Below are 19,608 nucleotides of genomic sequence, written 5' to 3' on the forward strand. Positions count from 1 at the left end.
GACGCGCGGGCCGGGTGCTCACCGCGTCGCCGGTCCGGACGCGGGATCCGGCACCCGTGCGTGTGGGGACGACCGGGGGAGCCACAGCGCCAGCGCGCCCGCGGCGAGCAGCAGCAGCCCCGCGACGGTCAGGGAGTTCGACTCGAGCTGCCCGCCCAGCGTGGTCGGGGTGTGTCGGACCCACGGTTCGACCCAGGTGTAGGGCGCGACGAAGGACGCGGCCGCGGCGAGCAGCACCGCGACGCCCCACGTCCGGGACCGGGTGCGCACGACGAGCGCGGTCAGCACCACGAACACCGGCACCAGCCAGACCCAGTGGTAGGCCCACGAGATCGGGGAGACCAGGAGAGCGACCACCCCGACCAGCACCGCCCCCTCGCGGACGAGCCCGCGCCGGTGCAGCCCGACGCACACGGCGAGCCCGCCGACGAGCACGACCAGGGCGACGGCCAGCCAGGACACGAACACGTCTGGGTCGTGCAGCAGCCTGGCCATCATGCCGCGCAGGTTCTGGTTGAGGGAGATGCCGGGGTCCTGGTGGATCCGGTCGGTGTCCCAGGCGTGGCCGGTCCAGTAGCTCCAAGCCGCCCCCGGCATGACCGCGAACCCGACGGCGACGGTCACCGCGAACGACGCGACCGCCGTCCACGCCTCCCGGAACCGGTGGGTGAGCAGGAAGTAGAGGATGAACAGGCCGGGCGTGAGCTTGATGCCGGCCGCGACGCCGATCATGACGCCGCGCCCGCGCGCCCCGTCACGCCGGCACAGGTCCGCGACGATCAGCAGCGCGAGGAACATGTTGACCTGACCGGACCACAGCTCCTGCCAGCCCGGGTCGAACACGACGAACGCACCGGCGGCGGCGAGCCCGACCCCGAGCCGCACCCGGACCCGCCGGACACCGACCCACCCGGTGGTGAGCCAGACGGCACCCTGGAGGGCGAGGAAGATCCCGGTGAACCAGACGATCCGCACGGCCTCCAGGGACAGCAGCGACAGCGGGGCGAGCAGCAACCCGGCGAAGGGCGGGTAGACGAGGCTGAGCTCGCGCTGCGGGAGCCAGAACAGGTACGGGTTGTCCCCGTTCCACACGGCGGTACCGCTGGCATGGAAGACCTGCAGGTCGAACGTGGTCCATGGCCCGCCCTCCACCAGCCGCCGGGCCAGGAGTGCCAGTGCGACCGACCAGCCGAGCGCGCCGAGCACGATGAGCGCGGACCGCCAGCCGGCGGGTCTGATGGGAGTCCGAACGTCCATGACGCCGCCCTCGGATGGCTGTCGACCGAACCGGCCGAGCCGAAACTTTTTCGGCTTTCATCGAGGGTCCGGGAGACAGGTCCCTCGGACATGAGTCCGAGGTCCCGGCGGCGTGGGAATGCCCGTAACGATCCGGACGGGCGGCGTCAGGCCTGGCGGCGGTCTCGGGTCAGGTCGGCTCCCGGTTCACGGCTCGGGTGATCGCGGACTCCACCGCGGCCACCCGGTCGGCGAGCAGGCCGACGGCGCCGATCGCCCTGGTCATGGGGTCTTCGGCGGTGCCGCCGAGGGCCTTGTCGCGGAGGTAGGCGGCCTTGACGTCGGACCAGCGGGCGGCCTGCTCCTCGGTCAGCCGGCCGCGGAGTTCGGCGAGCTTGAGCAGGTTGGCCTCCGCGCCGGCGGTGAGGGTCTGGGCCTCGCCGAGGTAGTGATCGTCGATCATCGACTCCAGTTCGGCGTCGTTCATCACCGGGACGATGCGTTCGGCCAGCTTGTTCATGTTGCGGTACGAGCCCTGCAGCAGGAACGGTGGCTCGGTGCGGGACGCGTCGGCCTGGGCCGCTGACGCGATGTACGCCTTGTTGTTCGCCAGCACCACCTGTTGGACCCGCAGCAGCTTGCGCAGCACCGACAGCACCTGCTCCAGCTCGACCGACGAGTACGGGTGCGTCAGCGAATCCGCGCGCACCGACTCGTCGCCGCGGGCGAGGCGGACCAGCAGCTCGATGTCCGAGCGCTCCCGTGTGGACAGTGGCGCCAGGACCTCGTTGGACGTCAACGAGTTCTCGATGTAGCTCAGCGCGAACAGCTCGTCCTTCCCGGACAGCACGTCACCGAGGTTCCACACGTCGGCGCGGTTGGCGAGCATGTCCGGGATACGGAACCGCTTGCCCTGCTCGGTGTACGGGTTGCCGGCCATGCACACCGCGAACCGCTTGCCGCGCAGGTCGTAGGTGCGGGTCCGGCCGCGCCACACGCCCTCCATCCGGCGCTGGGCGTCGCACAGGCTGATGAACTTCTGCAGCAGCTCGGGGTTGGTGTGCTGGATGTCGTCCAGGTACAGCAGCACGTTGTTCCCCAGCTCCAGCGCGAAGCTGATCTTCTCGACCTCCTGCCGCGCGGTCGCGTTGGGCGCGTCGGCCGGGTCCAGCGAGGTCACGTCGTGGCCGAGTGCGGGACCGTTGACCTTGACGAACACCAGGCCGAGGCGGTTCGCCACGTACTCCATCAGCGTGGTCTTGCCGTAGCCGGGCGGGGAGATCAGCAGCAGCAGGCCCATCTGGTCGGTCCGCTTGCCCTCGCCGGTCGCACCGAGCTGCTTGGCCAGGTTGTCGCCGATCAGCGGCAGGTACACCTCGTCCAGCAGCCGGTTGCGCACGAACGCGCTCATCACCGTCGGGCGGAACTCGTCCAGGCGCAGCCGGGCGCGCTCGCGGGCGACCAGGTCGTTGCGCCGGCGCTGGTACGCCCGGTAGGCCGGCACCGTCTCGTCGCGGAACCGGCGGGTGCGGGTGAGCAGCTCGTCGACCCGGACCTCCAGCCCGCGGTCGACGATCCTCGGGTGCGCGCCGAGCAGGGACTCCACTGTGGACGACAACGGCGCCGACGAGTCGTGTCGGGGCAACGTCGAGCCGCACAGCTCGATCGCCACCGCCTCGGGAAGGTCGTCGGGTCGACCGTCCACTGTGGGCAGGAAGGCGGCCAGCCAGGCGTGGGCCAGCTGGTGCCGTGCCGCGAGGTCGTCGCCGAGGGCGCGCAGGTCGTCGTCGAAGTCGGTGCGGTCGCCGAGCGCGCGGCGGAACCGTTCCACCAGGGTGCGGGCGGCGGCGCTGGTGACGAACCCGAGCGGGGTCGACGCCAGCTCCTCGACCAGGTACTCGGCCGCCAGCGCGGGTGGCTCGCCGAGGCCGGTGGCGCGGTGGAACTCGGCCATCGCCGCCGCCAGTTCGGTGCACAGGTCGGCGATCGCGGGTACCGGGCCGAACGCCGACCGGGCCCTGGCCAGCGAACCGGCGCGGGTGGACCAGCGCTGCCTTGCCGGCTCGTCGGTGCCGAACGCCCAGAACAGCTGGGCCGCGGCCCGCGCGTCCGGCGGGTACCGCAGCAGCCCGGCCCCGGCGGACAGGCGCAGCAACGTCGCCAGGATCGCGGCCGCGTCGTGGTCGTGCACGCCGCGCTCGTAGCCCTCGTCGTAGCGGGCCTCGGCGGCGGCGCGGACCAGGTCGAGCAGGTCGTCGGGCGGGGTGTCGGGCGGCACGTCGGCGAGCATGCTCGCGGCCAGGTACTCCGCCCGGTACACCTCCGCCGACTCCGAGACCAGCGACTGGTCCCAGAACGGGCGGGTGGCGGCGAACTCCGGGTCGGCCAGCGGCTCGCGGAAGTCCGTGCCGGTGACCGCGAGCGCCATCTCGCCGTCCTTGGGCACCAGCGTGAGGTCGACGGCCTGGGTGTTGACCGCGAACCGGTGCCGGCCGAACCGGACGGTCTCGCCGCCGTCACCGAACAGGTCCGCGCGGTCGCGCAGGGACCGGCCCGCCTCCTGCCGGGCGGCCTTGAGCCGGCCGGCCAACTCCTCCGCGCGCACCGAGTCGTCCAGCGTGCGCAACTCGTCGGCCACGGCGCGGACCTTGGCGACCATCGGGTCGGAGGCGAAGTAGGTGTTCACCTCGTCCACCGAGGACAGCGTGGCGACCCGGCGATTGACGCTGGTGAGCACCCGCTCGGCGGAGTCCACCAGCCGGTCCGCGCGCCGGGCCTGCTCGTCCACCAGCGACTGCTTGCGTGAGGAGAACGCCTCGTAGACCTCGGTGCGCTTCTCGGCGAGCTCGGCGAGGAAGTCGTCGAACTCGGCGAACCGGGACTCCAGGTTCTCCAGCCGGAGCAGCAGCGTGCCCAGCCCGTCGTCGCAGCGGCGAGGGGTGTCGGCGACCGCGAGCGCGCCGGTGATCGCCTGCCCGAGCAGCGCGAACTCGGCGGCGAACGCGGCCCTGCCCTCGGTGGACAGCAGCTCCCGGCGCCGGCCGTCCAGCGTGGCGCGGGCCCGGTTGACGCCGCCGAGCACCTCGCCGATCCGCTCCAGGATCCCGGTGCGCACGGTCGCGTCGGCGATCTCCAGCCCGCCGACGACCTCGGTGACGATCTCCAGTGCCGCCGCCTGCTCGCCCAGCCGCTCGCCGACGGGCCCGGCCTCGGCGACCGTCGCGATCGCCTCGGCGTCGGCGACCAGCGCGGCGACCCGCTCGTGGTAGCCGGTGAACGCGTCCGGGCCGCGCAGGAACTCCACCGCGCGCCCGGCGGTCGCGTCCAGCTCGGCCGACAGCAGCTCGGCCAGCTCGTCGATCCGCGTGGTGTCGACATACCGCAGCTCACGCAGGGTGACCAGCCTGCCCTGTGCGCGGCGCAGCTCGGCGAGCTGGGCCACCCACTGGTCGGCGGTCTTCGGCGCCTCGCCGCGCGCCCGCCGCACCAGCGACCGGATCTCCCCGTCGGCCTCGGCGAGGGCCTTCGCCGACGACGCGGTCAGCTCCTGCACGGTCTCGAACTCGGCCAGCACCTGCTCGGCGGTGGCACGCACGTCGGCGACCGGGGTGCGCAGGTCGCCCAGCTCCGGCTCGCCGAGCCAGTGGTAGCTGTCGAACGCCCTGGTGCACGCGGCGATCAGGCCCTCGAACATCGCCGTCGACGGGGACATCTCGCCGACCATCCTGGCCACCGACAGGCAGTCGGAGACGCCACGCACCAGGTCGGCGTTGCCGATCCGTTCCAGCGGGCCGGTGCCGACCGGCTGCGCGGCGGCGTAGCTGTCCGATGTGTACGGTGTCTGCCACACCTGCATCGGGTGCACCCGCGTGGGTTCCTCCGAATCGGCGCGGAACGCGACCAGCGTGCCGTCGTCGAACAGCGAGTACCCGTGGCAGGGCAGCGGGGTGGCGACCTCCTTGCGGATCACGTTGTACGGCAACAGGAGCGTGCGGCCCTCCCGCCGGGCGTGGAAGACGTAGAGCACGTCCTCGCCGTTGGGCGACCGGACGACCCCCTCGAACTCCAGGTCGTCGGTGTCGGTGTCGAAGGTCCTGGACGCGCCGGTGGCCAGGTAGTAGCCGCCGGGGAAGATGAGCCCCTGGTCCTCGGGCAGCCGCTGGCACGCCTGCCCGATGCCGTCGAGCCGCACCACCGACCTGGTGCGGGTGTTGAAGACCAGGTACCGCCAGACCGTCTCGTTGTAGGGCAGGATCTTCAGCAGGATCAGCGGGCCGACCCTGGCGTGGTACACGGCGGCGTCGGCGAGGCTCTGCAGCGGCTCGTCCACCGGCTCGGAGTAGACGCCCTCGCCGGACTCGGTGTTGTTCTCCACCTTGATGGTGAGGTCGCCGTTCAGCGTCTCGATGAACACCTCGTCGCCGATCGAGATGTGCGGGTGCCGGCCGAGCACGTGGTCGTCCCGCGTGGTCTCGGTCCACTCGAAGTCGTGCGACGCCGGGAAGACGTGATCGCGCTCGCCCGCGTTGTCCAGATAGGACACCGTGCCGTTCGGGTCGATCCGCCAGCGCAGCACCTTGATGTCCTCGGTGCGCGGGCCGGTCTGGAACACCGCGAGCAGCTTGCCCTCAACCGGGCGCAGCTGCAGCAGCCTGGTCTCCCGGTAGTAGCGGTACAGCTCGGTGAAGTCGCGGCGGAACCGCTCGTCCCGCAACAGCTCCGGCCGCTCGTCGGCGCCCGCGTCGGCGAACCGGAACGCGTCGCCGTCCCGGGTGAACCGGTGCAGCGAGAACACGTCCTCGATCGTGGTCTCCGGCTTGAGGCCGATGAACACGTTGTAGCCGAACAACATCAGCCCACGGGTACCGTCCTGGATGGACAGGATGTCGCGCGGAACGCAGTTGTTGACGGTGCGGATCCGCTCGGCACCGACCAGCCGCAGCTCGGTGCTGCCGAACACCTCGAGCCGCCGCGCGTTGAGCGCCTCCGCGCGGCGGGCCAGCTCCCCGGCCTGTTCGGCGAGCCGGGCGCGCAGCACCTCGTAGGTGCGCGCGTCCAGCCCGTCCACGGTGGCCGGGGCCTCCTCGGTCGTCGTCACGGCTTGGGCGCGACCGCGGCCGCCGCGTCGTCACCGACGGTCACCGGCAGCGTCTTCAGGTCGACGCCGTCGCGCACCATCTTCATCAGCATGGCCGACATCGAGAGGTTCTTGACGTCGTCGGTGCCCATCGAGCCGAGGATCTGCTTGACGTCGTCGGTGAAGTCGGCCGACCCGTTCAGCCACGGCCCGGCGAGCGTCCGCGCCACGTCGGAGTGCTCGACGAACCCGTCGACGCCCTTGCCGAGCGCGATCGAGCCCATCAGCTTGTCGAAGAACACCGAGTCGCCGCCGACGATGTCGATGTCGGCCTGCTCCAGGCCCTTCGCGAGCACGGCGGCTTGGGCCTCGGCGACCTCGCGCTGCGCGGTGATGCCGGCCATCCGGACGTCCTTCTCGGTCTCCAGGCGGAGCCGGAACTCCTCGTGCGCGCGGGAGGTGTCGTCCAGCGCGGCGAGCGCGGCGGCCTTCTCGGTGAGGCCCTCGGCCTCGCCCTTGAGCCGCTCGCGCAGCGCGTCCGCGCCGGCCAGCGCCTTCTCCCGGATCACGACGGACTCCGCGCGGCCCTCCTTCTCGATGACCTCAGCACCGCGCTCGCGCACCTGCACGTCGGCCAGGCCCTCGGCCGCGGCCTCGGCCTGGACGCCCTCGGCGAGCCGGATCTTCGCCGCGGCCTCCAGCTCGGCGGCCTGCCGGCCGGCCTCGGCGAGCTCCAGCTGCTCGCGCGCCTTGTGCTTGGCGGCGGCCTCCGCGGCCTCGGCCGCCTTGATGTCCTTGACCAGGTTCTCCTGGGCCTCGGCCTCCGCGCGGATGACGATGGCCTGGCGCTCCCGCTCGGCCTCCTCGACCGCGCGCAGCCGCTTGATGTTCTCCTCCTGCTCGGCGACCGTCCGGTCGACCGCGACCCGCTCCCGCACGACCTCGGCGACCGAGCGCTTCTCGACCTCGACCTCCTTGTCCTTGGCGGTGTTGGCCATCGCGATCTCCCGCTCGCGGGCGACGACCTCGAGCTGCCGGTCCTTCTCGATCCGCTCGGTCTCGATGGCGATGACCCGCTCGCGGTTCTTCTCCGCGACGGCGACCTCGCGGGCGCGGTTCTGGTCCTGGATGCCGAGCTGCTCGTCGGTGCGCAGGTTCGCGGTCTGGGCCTTGAGCCGCTCCTCGGCCTGGACCTTGGCGGTCTCGGCCTCCTCGCGGGCCTTCATGGTCTCGATCTCGCGGCGCTGCCGGTTCTCCGCGTCGGCCTGCCGGCGCTCCAGCTCGAGGATGGCCTCGCGCGCGTCGACGTTCTGCCGGGTGATCTCCTTCTCCTCGTTGCGGGTGAACTCGTTGGTGCGCACGTGCTCGATCGCGGTCAGCTCGGTGATCTTGCGGATGCCCTGCGCGTCGAGGATGTTGTTGGTGTCCAGTTGGGACAGCGGGGTCTGCTCGAGGAAGTCGATCGCCGCGTCCTCGAGGCTGTACCCGTTGAGGTCGGTCCCGATGACCGCGAGGATGCGGTCCCGGAACTCGTCGCGCTTGGTGTAGAGGTCGACGAAGTCGAGGTGCTTGCCGACGGTCTTGAGCGCCTCGGAGAACTTGGCGTTGAACAGCTCCTGCAGGGTAATCTGGTCCGACGCCCGCTCGGTCCCGATCGCCTGCGCGACCTTGATGACGTCCTCACTGGTCTTGTTGACCCGGACGAAGAACGTGATCCGGATGTCCGCCCGGATGTTGTCCTGGCAGATCAGCCCTTCGTGGCCGGTGCGCTCGATCTCGATGGTCTTGACGGAGATGTCCATGTACTCCGCCTTGTGCAGCACCGGAAGCACGACGGCCCCGGTGAACGTGACATGCACGTTCCGCACCTTCGAGACGATGAGCGCCTTCCCCTGCTCCACCTTGCGGAAGAGCCGGCTGATGGCGATCAGCAGAATGAGCGCGACGGCGAGCACCACGCCGACCGCGATGAAGATAGCCTCCATAGTGGACCTTTCGTCAAGCCGGCGCGACCCAGAAGAACTCGCCGTCGGTGTCGTAGTCGAAGATCAGCGCCCGGTGCCCGGCGGCGAGCGCGTGCTCCCCGGTCTGCCGAACCTGGACGATCGCGGAGGACCCGTCCGCGGCGGTGACCTCGGCCTGCCCGAAGTCCGCCGAGACCCGCCCGGTCCGAATCACGCACTCCCGCCCGACGAAGTCGCTGCGCGAGGCTTCCGTGGTGGTGGTGTAGAGGCGCCGCAACGGCACCGCGACCACCCGCGCGGCGAGCAGCCCCAGGAACAGGGCCACGAGCAGCACCCCGATCCCCACCAGCACGTTCCCGCCGAGGAGCACCCCACCCACCAGCGAGACGAACCACGCCACCACGACCAGCACGGACAACGTCACGGTGACCGGAACGCCGCCGAGCCCCACCCCGTCGAGCAACCCGCCGTCGTCGCCCCCGTCGCCACCGGCCAGCTCGACGTCGAACGTGCCGAGCAGCACGAGCACCCAGTACAGAACGACGACGACGAGCAGGAAACTGAGCAGGACGGCCGGAAAGGACAACGCGGCATCGACGAACTCGGCCATGGTGCCTCCCCTGAACCCCTGCTGGCCGGACTCTACCCAGCTCGAACGCCCGCCGACGACGAAACGACAAAACTTCACCAGGCCGAGGGCAGCCTCACATGCGCACGACCACCGGATCGAGGATCGTCACCAACGCCCCGGGATCGGCCGTGCGCGAACTGTGACGGGAGGCGCGGATGTCGCCGTGGGACGCGTCCGAACCTCGAGTCCTCTGTGGAGCTGCGAAACACCTGCTGCTAGTCGTCGTCGAGTTCCACGCCTTCGAGCGCGGATCATACCCAGGTGGCGTGGTCGTCACCGGAGTTCGCGTACCGGTGCGCCTCGGGTGATCACGATGACGTTGTCGATCACCGTGGCGCGGCGGCCGTCGGGGCCGGTGGCCTCGCGGGGGCGGCGTTCCAGGACGGCCGCGTGGCAGTCGGCGGGTAGGTCGATCCCGGTCGCGACCTCTTCGGGGGTGGGGTAGCGGAAGTCCGGGCTCGGTTCCCAGCCCCACGGGCGGGTCGAGCCGTGGTCGACGATCACCAGGCGGCCGCCGGGGCGCAGCCGGCCGGCGGCCGTGGCGAACACGGCCGAGCGGGGGAAGTCCAGCGGGGTGTGCAGGTACAGGGCCGCGATCAGGTCGAACTCGCCAGTGGGAAAGCTGTGTGCGAGGTCGTGTCGCTGGGCGTCGATCGGCAGGCCGGCGGCCGCGGCTCGTTCGGTCACTCGCTCGACGGCGGTGGCGGACACGTCGACCGCCGTCACCGTCCAGTCGCGTTCGGCCAGCCAGAGGGAGTCGGTTCCGTTGCCGCAGGCCAGTTCCAGCGCCCGGCCGGGTGACAGGTCCGCGACGAGGTCGGCGAGCACCGGGTTCGGTGTGCCCGCGGCGGCGCGGCGGCTGTAGTGGTTGTCCCAGAACACTTGTGCGTCGGTCGTCATGACGGACACTCTCCGCGCGGGGTGACCAGGGTTGCAACGTATGTTGCCGGTTCGGCAAGCTGGGGCGTATGGACGAGCTCGCGGACGTGTTGGCGGCGGTCGGGCCGAGGCTGCGCGCGCTGCGCCGGAAGCGCGGGGTCACCCTCGCCGACCTGGCCGAGAGCACGGGCATCTCGGAGAGCACGCTGTCCCGCCTGGAGAGCGGGCAGCGACGACCCAACCTGGAGCTGCTGCTGCCGCTGGCCAGCGCCTACGGCGTCCCGCTCGACGAACTGGTCGGCGCCCCGCAGACCGGCGACCCGCGCGTCCACCTGCGGCCGGTGCGCCGAGGCGACATGACCTACATCCCGTTGAGCAGGCGCGCCGGCGGGCTGCAGGCGTTCAAGATGATCATCCCAGTGCGGCCGGACAGCGGCGAGCCGGAGCCGCGCAGCCACGAGGGCTACGAGTGGCTCTACGTCATCGACGGCACCCTGCGGCTCATCCTGGGCGACCGCGACCTGCGGCTCAAGCCGGGCGAGGCGGCGGAGTTCGACACCCACCTGCCGCACTGGCTCGGCTCGGCCGGCCCTGGCCCGGTCGAGCTGCTCATCCTCGCCGGTCCGCAGGGGGAACGCGCCCACCTGCGCGCCCGCGCCGGCCGCTAGGGCGTGTGGAGCGTCACGGAGTGGGAACCCGACCCGCATGGACTCCGAGATCGGCCTGCGCGTGGACGGGACGCCACGCCGGCTCACCGTCGACACCCGCACCACACTGCTCGACGCCCTGCGCGAGCGCCTCGGCGTGACCAGCCCGAAGAAGGGCTGCGACCACGGCCAGTGCGGCGCCTGCACCGTCCTGGTCGACGGCCGCCGCGTGCTCAGCTGCCTGACCCTCGCGGTCGCCAGGGACGGCGCCGAGGTGGTGACCGCCGAGGGGCTGGCCCCGGACGGCGAGCTGCACCCCGTGCAGCGGGCGTTCATCGACCGGGACGCGTTCCAGTGCGGGTACTGCACGCCCGGCCAGGTCGTCTCGGCGGTCGGGATGCTCGACGAGCTCGACCGGGGCTGGCCGAGCGCGGCGACCGGCACCGGCGAACCCGAGCTGGACGACGCCGAGATCGCCGAGCGGATGAGCGGCAACCTGTGCCGCTGCGCCGCCTACGCCAACATCGTGCCCGCCGTCCGGGAGGCCGGGCGATGAGGCCGTTCACCTACCAGGCACCCGCCGACGCGGCGTCCGCCGTGCGGGCCGTCACGCGGGACCCGACCGCGGTGTTCCTCGGCGGCGGCACGAACCTGGTCGACCACCTCAAGCTCGGCATCCTCGATCCCGGGCTGGTCGTGGACGTCACCGGGCTCGCCTCGGTCGAGATCACCGACCTCGGTGGCGGCGCGCTGCGGGTCGGCGCGGGGGTGCCGAACAGCGACCTGGCCGCCGACCCCCTGGTCCGCGAGCGGTTCCCGGTGCTGTCCCAGGCGCTGCTCGCCGGCGCCTCCGGGCAGCTGCGCAACATGGCCACCACCGGCGGCAACCCGTTGCAGCGCACCCGGTGCGTCTACTTCCAGGACGTCACCACGCCGTGCAACAAGCGCGAGCCCGGCTCCGGCTGCTCGGCGATCGGTGGCTGGACCCGCAACCACGCGATCCTCGGCGCGTCCGCGCACTGCATCGCCACCCACCCGTCCGACCTGGCGGTGGCACTCGCCGCGCTGGACGCCGAGGTGCGGGTGCTCGGCCAGGACGGCGAGCGCGTGATCCCGTTCACCGACCTGCACCGGCTGCCCGGCGACCACCCTGAGCACGACACCGTGCTCGGCCACGGCGACCTGATCACCGCGATCGACCTGCCGGCCAGGCCGATCGCCCGGCGTTCGGCGTACCGGAAGGTGCGCGACCGGGCGTCGTACGCGTTCGCACTGGTCAGCGTGGCCGCCGCGGTCGAGGTCGACGGCGGGGTGGTGCGGGACGCCCGGATCGCGTTCGGCGGCGTCGCGCACAAGCCGTGGCGGGCGTACCGGGCCGAGGAGGCGCTGCGCGGGGCCACCGCGGCCGACGACAGCTACCGCGCCGCGGCCGACGCCGAGCTCGCCGACGCCGTCGCCCAGGACGGGCTGGACGGCGGGAACGCGTTCAAGATCCCGCTGCTGCGCCGCACCCTCGTCGCCACCCTCCGCGACCTGGCCCGGGAGGACGCCTGATGACCGCCATCGGCACGGATCTCGCCCGTCGGGACGGCACCGTCAAGGTCACCGGAACCGCGACCTACGCCTACGAGGCCCCGGTGGAGCGCCCGGCGTACGCGCACCCGGTGCAGGCCACCATCGCCCGCGGCCGGATCCGGGACATCGAGATCGAGGACGCCGAGACGCTGGACGGCGTGCTCACCGTGCTCACCCCGGACAACGCCGAGCGCCTGGCCGACACCGACGACAAGGAGCTCGCCGTCCTGCAGAGCGACGAGGTCGCCTTCCGCGGCCAGCTCGTCGGCGTGGTCGTCGCCGAGACCTCCGAGGTGGCCCGTGAGGCCGCCGGCCTGGTCCGGGTGACCTACGACGAGGCGGAGCACGACGCCGAGCTGGCCACCGAGCGCGGCTCGTACGTGCCGGAGCAGCTCAACGCCGGCTACCCGACGGAGAGCGCCCAGGGCGACGTCGACGCCGCGATGGCGTCCGCCGAGACGACGATCGAGCGGACGTACACCACCGCGATGTACCACAACAACCCGCTGGAACCGCACACCACGACCGCGCTCTGGGACGGCGACTCGCTGACCCTGTGGGACTCCACCCAGGGCGTGCACCCGCTGCGAAGCACGATCGCGCCCATCTTCGGCCTGGACGAGGAGCGGGTGCGGGTGATCTGCCCGTACGTCGGCGGCGGGTTCGGATCCAAGGGCACCGCGCACGCCAACGTCACGCTCGCCACGCTGGCCGCGCGCGCGGTGCCGGGCCGCCCGGTGCGGCTGGCGCTGACCCGGCAGCAGATGTTCTCCCTCGCCGGCTACCGCACGCCGACGATCCAACGGATGCGCCTCGCCGCCGACGCAGATGGCCGGCTGAGCGCGATCGCCATCGACGTGGTCGAGCAGACGTCCCGGATCAAGGAGTACGCCGAGCAGACCGGCACCCCGACGCGGATCATGTACGCGGCGGAGAACCGGAGCGTCACGCACCGCCTGGTGCCACTCGACGTGCCGGTGCCGTCGTGGATGCGCGCGCCCGGCGACTGCCCCGGCATGTTCGGTCCCGAGGTGGCGATGGACGAGCTGGCCGAGCGCCTTGGCGTCGACCCGATCGAGCTGCGGATCCGCAACGAGCCGTCGGTCGACCCGGACACGGGCAAGCCGTTCTCCAGCCGCAACCTGGTCGCCTGCCTGCTCGCGGGCGCGGACCGCTTCGACTGGGCCGACCGCGACCTCCGCCCCGGCGTGCGCCGCTCCGGCGACTGGCTCGTCGGCACCGGCGTCGCCGCGTCGACGTACCCGGTGCACCGGATGCCCGCGTCCACGGCCGTGATCCGCCGCGAGGCCGGCCGGTACGTCGTCGAGATCGGCGCGGCGGACCTGGGCACCGGCACCTGGACCACCCTCCCGCAGATCGCCGCCGACGCACTCGACGTGCCGGTGTCCGATGTGGAGGTACGCATCGGCGACACGCGCTACCCCATGGCGTCGGTCGCGGGTGGCTCGTCCGGCATGACCACCTGGGGCTCCGCGGTCGTCGAGGCGGCGAGGGCGTTCCGCGACAAGTTCGGCCAAGATCCAGCGGACGGCGACGAGGCCGACGGCTCGGTCGGCCCGGCGGACGAGGACCACGCCATGCACGCGTTCGGTGCCCAGTTCGTCGAGGCACACGTGCACGCCGACACCGGCGAGCTCCGGGTGCCGCGCCTGCTCGGGGTGTTCGCCGCCGGCCGGATCATCAACCCGCGCACCGCGCGCTCCCAGTTCATCGGCGGCATGACGATGGGGTTGTCGATGGCGCTGCACGAGCACAGCGTGCTGGACCCGCGTACCGGGCACGTGGTCAACCACGACCTGGCCGAGTACCACGTGTCCGTCAACGCCGACGTCACCGACGTCGAGGCGACGTGGATCGACGAGCACGACCCGTACGTGAACGCGATGGGCTCCAAGGGAATCGGGGAGATCGGCATCGTCGGCACCGCCGCCGCGGTGTCCAACGCCGTCTGGCACGCGACCGGTGTCCGGGTGCGGGACCTCCCGATCACCCTGGACAAGGTCCTGGCCGCACTGCCCTGACCGCCCGCTCAGCGGCCCTGGAGGATCGGCGTGGCTGGCCGCCCGATCAGCTCCTCGAGCGTGGGGTCGGTGGTCGCGAACTCGCCACGCCGAGCCGCGCGGAACATGCCGAGCAGCATCGCCGCCCGATCCGCCGGCACGCCCTGCCCGACCAGCCCGGCCGCCCACTCGTCGTCGTCCACCACGACCCGTTCGATCGTGCGCCCGTGGACCTCACCGAGGATCCCGGCGACGTCCGCGAGGTCGAGCGCGATCGGCGCGGTCAGTGGTGGGGTCGGCGAGGACGATCGCCGCCGCCTCGGCGAGGTCGTCGTGCGCGGTCCACGAGACCGGGCCGATCGGCCTCGCGTACTACACAGGGTCAATCGTCGCTCCCGGCAGACGAGATGGTCAGTAGGTACGGCGTCACGCCAACGTCCGGAGCCAGGACGTGAGGTACGCGTGGAGGTCCTCGAACTCGCTGACCTCCGAGCCCGCATAGACGACACGGGGTTCAGGCGCTCCGTCGAACACGAGATAGGCGCGGTCGAACGGGGCATCGCGGTTGTCGAGTGCGAACAACACGCTGTTCGACGGGCTCATCCCCGAGACGGAGATGTTGCCGCGCCTGAAGTCGCCGTCGACCATGTCCTGGACCGGTGATTCGGACATGATCGCGGCGATGTCACACCGCGTAGCCGTAGAACTCTCGAACCTGACGGGAAGCCGGTTGCGTGACAACGCCATCCACACACAGCAGATCCGTAACCACGACACCGCGCGGCCCCATCTCCAACTGGCCGAACTCCACGGCCGAATCCGCGTCTGTTGCATTGATCTTCTCGATACGACCGAGCACGTCGACGACGCCCACGCCTCCATCCTTTCGTCGAGATCATGACGATCTTCCGCCGATCCCAGGCAGAGTCCACAGTAGACCAACCGTCGCCGTCCCCGCACTCCACGACCTCTGACCCGACCACCGCACCGGACGATGCGTACCGGCTGGTCGTGAACCAAACGCGTCGGCACGAGACTCTCAGCGGCTCGTGGACCTGACGCGCCAGCACAGGAAACCGTCCGGTAGCGAACCCAGGTCCGCCGCCCATCCGACCGACCAGCGCGATACCGGTACCCCCAGCCCTCGCGTTGGCGGCCCGGGTCGTTCTCGTCGCCCCACCCGAGCGCGCAACTGATCGTCGCGCCCTCGTGGTCGGCGGCGGCCGCCACGTACAGACCGAGGCGCCCGTCGCGTTCGGCCAGCCGCTACCGACAACGGAGACCCGGTTCGCGCACCGGCTGATGGTGGGCCGCCTGGGGCTCGAACCCAGAACCTACGGATTAAAAGTCCGCAGCTCTACCAATTGAGCTAACGGCCCGTGCTCGGGTCATGCTACCGAGGCGCCGGAGCCGTGTCCGGTATGGGCGTACTCGTGTCACCCGTCGGGGCGGATGGCCTGCTCAGCTTGTCATGCGGACCGCGCCGATGACGGGTTCGTGCTCGTCGACGGCGGTGAAGGCGCAGACGAGGTAGTCGCCGACCCGGACCGTCGCGTCGGCGCCGGGGAGCTTCTTGACCACCTCGGGGTCCAGGCCGGAGGTCTGGACGGCCTCGTTCGGGCCGGCGACCGTGTACAGGGTGGCCGGGCCGGGCGTGACCACCAGGAGGGTCACGGCGTGGTCGGCGACGGCCAGCAACCGCACCTCGGTCGCGTCGGGTACGGCGTACTCCCAGGGCTGGCCCTCGGACGTCCGGACCACGCCGTCGGTCTCCCCCTCCTCGCCCCGGACGACGAACACGCCGTCGCCGTCGGTCAGGAGGTTCGTCGGGGGGTGTCCGGCGGTGCGGTCCTCGACCGAACCGACCCCGGCGCCGGAGATGTCGACGGGTCTGGCGAAGTGTCCACTTCCCACCAGGTGGAGACGTCGCAGGCCCGCGGCGTCGAAGCAGCCGGCCAGTAGGTGGTGCTTGCCGGCGGGCCGCAGGAAGCCGCCGCCCATGAAGTTGGAGAACTCACCGCATCCCTCCAGCTCCGTGCCCGGCGCCCAGCCGGGGTCGTCCTTGCTCCACTCGAGCAACCTCGTCGAATCGGCACACCTCGACACCGCCAGGACGCTGTCGTCCACCGCGTGGGCGAAGCCGGTCAGCCGGCAGGACGGTTCCACCGGCTCGGCACCGACGTCCGTCGACCCCAGGCGCTCTCCCGTCCTGGTGTCGAACCAGGTCAGGTCCGTGCTGTGCTCGGTCTGGGACGCACCGCCGCCGTAGGACGCGGTCACCAGGCCGTCGCTGATCGACAGCGACGTCCCGCCGGTCTTGCCCACCGCGCCGGAGAAGCCCTCGTCGACCAGGGAGACCGGCTCGTCCCACTCGGGTTCGCCCGACTCCACCGAGATGACCTGCAGGGTGTGGCACCGTTGCCCGCCGTCCCCGCCCCGCGGTCCGTAGGTGACCGCGCCGAGGCCGCTCGCCGTGACGTTCGGGCTCAGGTTGCACAGGAAGGCGTCCCCGGGGACCTCCCACGACCACAGCTCCGCACCGGTCTCGACGTCGTACGCGGTCAGCCCCTTCCAGTGGCCGAACACCACACCGTCCGGCAGGGGCCACATGCCCTCGTAGAAGCCCGCCTCCTCCCTGGTCATCGCCCAGTGGAACCCGCCGACACCGTTGGGGCCCGGCTGCTCGGCGGCGATGCCGTCGTCCGACCCGGACGACGGACCGTCCCGCCAGGGCGCCAGGACGACGACCGCGACGACGGCGGCGACGATCAGCACCGACAGCGCGCCGACCACGGCGGCCCCACCCGTCCGGCGCCCGGACGGGCGGTGCGGCGGCGGGTACGGGGCGGCGGCGGCCGGGACGTCCCAGGTGCGCGCTCCGAGACTGCCCAGGCCGATCTGGTGCGCGCCGAGCGCGACCGCGGTCTCGGGCTGGTCCAGGGCCGTCGGGACGACCCCCAGCTGCTCGGCCATGAGCGTCGCCACCAGCGGGATCCGGCTCGATCCGCCGACCAGGTACACCCCGGCCAGCCAGCCGACGTCCATGCCGGCGCCTCGGGTCGTGGAGCCAAGCAGCTCGACGCTGCGCAGCAGGCCCGGCCGGACCGGCGTCTCCAGCTCCGCCCGCGTGACCAGCACCGAACCGAACGGCTCCGGCATCGCCACCTCGGTCTGCGGGTGCTCGGACAACGCCTCCTTGGCGACCCGGACGTCCTCCCGCAACGCCAGCGACGCCCGGCGGTCCTCGGCCGAGCCCGGGGTGACGAGGCGACGCCAGGCGTCCGGGTCCCGCCCGCCGACCTGGCGGCCGAGGTGGTCGAGCAGCGCCTGGTCGATGTCCAGGCCGCCCAGGTCGGACAACCCGGACTCGGCCAGCACGGTGAGGCCGTGCTGGCCGGCGCCGACGACCGCCGCGTCGAACGTGCCGGCGCCGAGGTCGTAGACCGCCAGCGCCTGTCCCGGCGCGAGTACCCGCCCGGTCGCCGACGCGAAGTGCGCCGCGGCCGCCACCGGCTCGGGCACCAGCTGGACGACCGCGCCGACGCCGGCCTGCCGGGCGGCCTCCAGCAGGACCGCGCAGCGCGCGGTGCCCCACCGCACGGGGTGGGTGAGCCGAACCTGGTCCGGCAGCACACCCCCGAGCTGCCGGCTCGCCTCCGCGACGACCTTGCCGAGCACCGCGCCGAGCGCGGACGCCACCGGCACCACGACGTCGCCGAGCAGCAGCGTGCCGTCGTCGACCCGGCGCTTGGGGTTGGGCTCGAACCGGGCGGGCGCGGACCGGGCCAGCCGGACCGCCTCACGACCGGCCACCAGCCGGCCGTCCTCGGTGGCGAACACCGCCGACGGCATCGCCGACGCTCCGTCCACATCGACCACTCTCGGCGGCCGGCCGGGCGCGGACAGCACCGCCACCGTGTTGGACGTTCCCAGGTCAACGGTCAGTACGCGCACCAGTTCTCCACCCCTGCCACTCGGCCGTGCTGGTGCCAGAGGGTCGGGGTCGGTACGCGTCAGCGACAAGGCAAGTGCGGCGGCCACTTCTGGCCGGGTGGGCCTACCAGGGGGTCTACTCGAAGATGCCCTGCCCGGGAGCGAGCACGTGCCGCGGGTCGTAGGTCGCCTTGGCCAGGGCGAACCGCGGGTACCGGTCGCCGTAGTGGGCGCGCCAGTCGGCCGGGGTGAGCGGGATCGCGCCAACCGGGTAGTGGGTGCCGCCGACCGCGCGGACCTGGTCGTACAGGTCGCGGTTCACGCCGAGCAGGCGCTGCACGTCCGCCTCGTTCGGCGGGTCCACGGCGCGCAGGATCGCCAGCAGGAAGATCACCTCGCTGTCCGGCACCGTCACGAACGGCAGGGTCAGCAGCTCCCTCGGCACCGGGTACAGCAGGACCACGCCGCCCGCGTCGGCCGGGGTCAGGTCGGCCAGGACGTCGGCGACGTAGGCGTCGGTCGCGGCGTCGGGGACGAACACGTTGATCCACGGGCCGGGCAGGCGCAGCGGCTTGAGGTCCTCGACCAGGGCGTAGATCCGGTTCAGCCAGTCGAAGTACGGCATGTCCACGATCTCGGTGGACGCCGGGTCGAGGCCGGCCAGGAGCGCCGCGTCGTCCGGCACCTCCGGCGGGGTGTGGTACTCGACGCCTTCCAGCATGTACCGCCAGCCGCCCTCGGCGGGGATCAGCTGGCCCTCCAGGTAGCTGAACCGGCGGTCCGCCAACGCCGTGCGCTGGGCGGCGGTCATCGACGCCAGGTCCGGGTAGTACAGGTTGTAGACCCGCGCCGTCGACTCCGCCGGCACCAGGCGAACGGCGGCGCGGACGATGATCGCGAACTGGCCGAGCCCGCCGAGCACCGATCGGAACAGTGCCGGGCGCACGGTCGGCGAGCAGCGCAGGTGCCGGCCGGAACCCGTCACGACCTCCAGCTCCAGCACGTTGTCGACCTGCATGCCGTGGTGCGAGCTGGCCCCGCCGATCCCGCCGACCGACAGCGTGCCGCCGACCGACAGGCCGAGGTAGTCGGTGTTCACCGGCGGCGTCAGGCCCTCGGCCACCGTGGCGCGCACCAGGTCCAACCACTGCACGCCGGCGTCGACGACCGCGCGGTCCTGGTCGATCCGGTGGATCGTGGCCAGCGTGCGAGAGTCGATCACCACCCCGCCGCCGGCCTGGGCCTGGCCGAACGTCGAGTGGCCCTGGCCGCGCATCGCGACCTTCAGGCCGTGCTCGCCCGCGTACTGGACCATCCGCACCACGTCGCGCACCGACCCGGGCCGCAGCACCGCGACCGGGCGGCGGTGCACGAGGTGGCCGTAGTCGTCGGCCGCCTCGGCCAGGGACTCCTCGTCGACGACCAGCTCGCCGTCCAGGTGCGGCACGCCCACCGCGCCCGGCTGGGTCGCCGACGCGTCGGCCTCGGTGACCCAGCCCAGCCCGGCGGGGTCGAACGCGACCACGGCCGCGGCGGCCGAGCCGGCCAGGAAGGTTCGCCGGCCGAGACGGGAGTCCATTGGGCACGCTCCTTGCTGTTCGGAGTGGACGCCCGGCGGACGATAGTCCACGATCGACTCGCCCGG

At 72.1% G+C, this 19,608-nt stretch carries 13 protein-coding genes, 1 tRNA gene and 1 pseudogene; 4 read left to right on the forward strand and 11 right to left on the reverse strand.

Features of this window, described 5'->3' with window-relative positions; all coding sequences use genetic code 11:
- Nucleotides 1–18 precede the first annotated feature (18 nt).
- The 5 genes from JT362_RS22450 to JT362_RS22470 form a co-directional block, all read right to left on the reverse strand.
- Nucleotides 19–1,257 carry a glycosyltransferase family 87 protein gene (locus tag JT362_RS22450; protein ID WP_260193574.1) on the reverse strand — a complete coding sequence of 413 codons (1,239 nt, stop codon included), beginning with the start codon at nt 1,255–1,257 and terminating at the stop codon, nt 19–21.
- A gap of 169 nt (nt 1,258–1,426) precedes the next feature.
- Complete coding sequence (locus JT362_RS22455) at nt 1,427–6,334, reverse strand: DNA repair ATPase (RefSeq protein WP_260193575.1); 4,908 nt, start codon at nt 6,332–6,334, stop codon at nt 1,427–1,429.
- A complete protein-coding gene (locus tag JT362_RS22460; protein WP_260193577.1) occupies nt 6,331–8,298 on the reverse strand; it encodes a flotillin family protein in 1,968 nt (655 codons plus the stop codon). Before JT362_RS22460 ends, JT362_RS22455 begins: the two co-directional genes overlap by 4 nt.
- Before the next feature lie 13 nt (nt 8,299–8,311).
- The gene (locus JT362_RS22465; protein WP_260193579.1) at nt 8,312–8,887 is read right to left on the reverse strand and encodes a hypothetical protein; all 576 of its coding nucleotides are present in this window, start codon (nt 8,885–8,887) and stop codon (nt 8,312–8,314) included.
- Between the two features lie 294 nt (nt 8,888–9,181).
- Nucleotides 9,182–9,808, reverse strand: coding sequence for a class I SAM-dependent methyltransferase (locus JT362_RS22470; protein WP_260193580.1), 627 nt, complete (start codon nt 9,806–9,808; stop codon nt 9,182–9,184).
- 68 nt (nt 9,809–9,876) lie between these two features.
- On the opposite strand from JT362_RS22470, the gene JT362_RS22475 reads away from it, so the two are divergent.
- The 4 genes from JT362_RS22475 to JT362_RS22490 are packed head-to-tail and all read left to right on the forward strand — an operon-like array spanning nt 9,877 to nt 14,051.
- The gene (locus JT362_RS22475) at nt 9,877–10,455 is read left to right on the forward strand and encodes a helix-turn-helix domain-containing protein (RefSeq protein WP_260193581.1); all 579 of its coding nucleotides are present in this window, start codon (nt 9,877–9,879) and stop codon (nt 10,453–10,455) included.
- A 37-nt stretch (nt 10,456–10,492) separates the two neighbouring features.
- Nucleotides 10,493–10,990 (forward strand): (2Fe-2S)-binding protein, encoded by a 498-nt coding sequence (locus tag JT362_RS22480; protein ID WP_260193582.1) that lies wholly within the window; start codon nt 10,493–10,495, stop codon nt 10,988–10,990.
- Nucleotides 10,987–11,988 carry an FAD binding domain-containing protein gene (locus JT362_RS22485; protein ID WP_260193583.1) on the forward strand — a complete coding sequence of 334 codons (1,002 nt, stop codon included), beginning with the start codon at nt 10,987–10,989 and terminating at the stop codon, nt 11,986–11,988. Before JT362_RS22480 ends, JT362_RS22485 begins: the two co-directional genes overlap by 4 nt.
- Complete coding sequence (locus JT362_RS22490) at nt 11,988–14,051, forward strand: xanthine dehydrogenase family protein molybdopterin-binding subunit (protein WP_260193584.1); 2,064 nt, start codon at nt 11,988–11,990, stop codon at nt 14,049–14,051. The genes JT362_RS22485 and JT362_RS22490 overlap by 1 nt, the downstream gene beginning before the upstream one ends.
- Nucleotides 14,052–14,059: 8 nt before the next feature.
- Here the strand turns inward: JT362_RS22490 and JT362_RS22495 are convergent, their stop codons facing one another.
- The 6 genes and pseudogenes from JT362_RS22495 to JT362_RS22520 all read right to left on the reverse strand — a co-directional run bounded on the left by JT362_RS22495 (nt 14,060) and on the right by JT362_RS22520 (nt 19,542).
- Nucleotides 14,060–14,416: a Rossmann-fold NAD(P)-binding domain-containing protein gene (locus JT362_RS22495; RefSeq protein WP_260193585.1), complete on the reverse strand. Its 357-nt coding sequence runs from the start codon at nt 14,414–14,416 to the stop codon at nt 14,060–14,062.
- A 40-nt stretch (nt 14,417–14,456) separates the two neighbouring features.
- Complete coding sequence (locus JT362_RS22500) at nt 14,457–14,678, reverse strand: hypothetical protein (protein WP_260193586.1); 222 nt, start codon at nt 14,676–14,678, stop codon at nt 14,457–14,459.
- Between the two features lie 37 nt (nt 14,679–14,715).
- The gene (locus JT362_RS22505; RefSeq protein ID WP_260193588.1) at nt 14,716–14,904 is read right to left on the reverse strand and encodes a hypothetical protein; all 189 of its coding nucleotides are present in this window, start codon (nt 14,902–14,904) and stop codon (nt 14,716–14,718) included.
- 429 nt (nt 14,905–15,333) lie between these two features.
- Nucleotides 15,334–15,409 (reverse strand) — tRNA-Lys (locus JT362_RS22510).
- A 1,420-nt stretch (nt 15,410–16,829) separates the two neighbouring features.
- Nucleotides 16,830–17,984 (reverse strand): annotated as a pseudogene (locus JT362_RS22515) (Hsp70 family protein); the annotation flags it as partial.
- Nucleotides 17,985–18,099: 115 nt separating this feature from the next.
- Entirely contained in the window at nt 18,100–19,542 is a 1,443-nt protein-coding gene (locus JT362_RS22520) for an FAD-binding protein (protein ID WP_260193589.1), read from the reverse strand.
- Nucleotides 19,543–19,608 lie beyond the last annotated feature (66 nt).

Source organism: Actinophytocola gossypii (genome assembly GCF_025165815.1).
Lineage (GTDB): Bacteria > Actinomycetota > Actinomycetes > Mycobacteriales > Pseudonocardiaceae > Actinophytocola > Actinophytocola gossypii.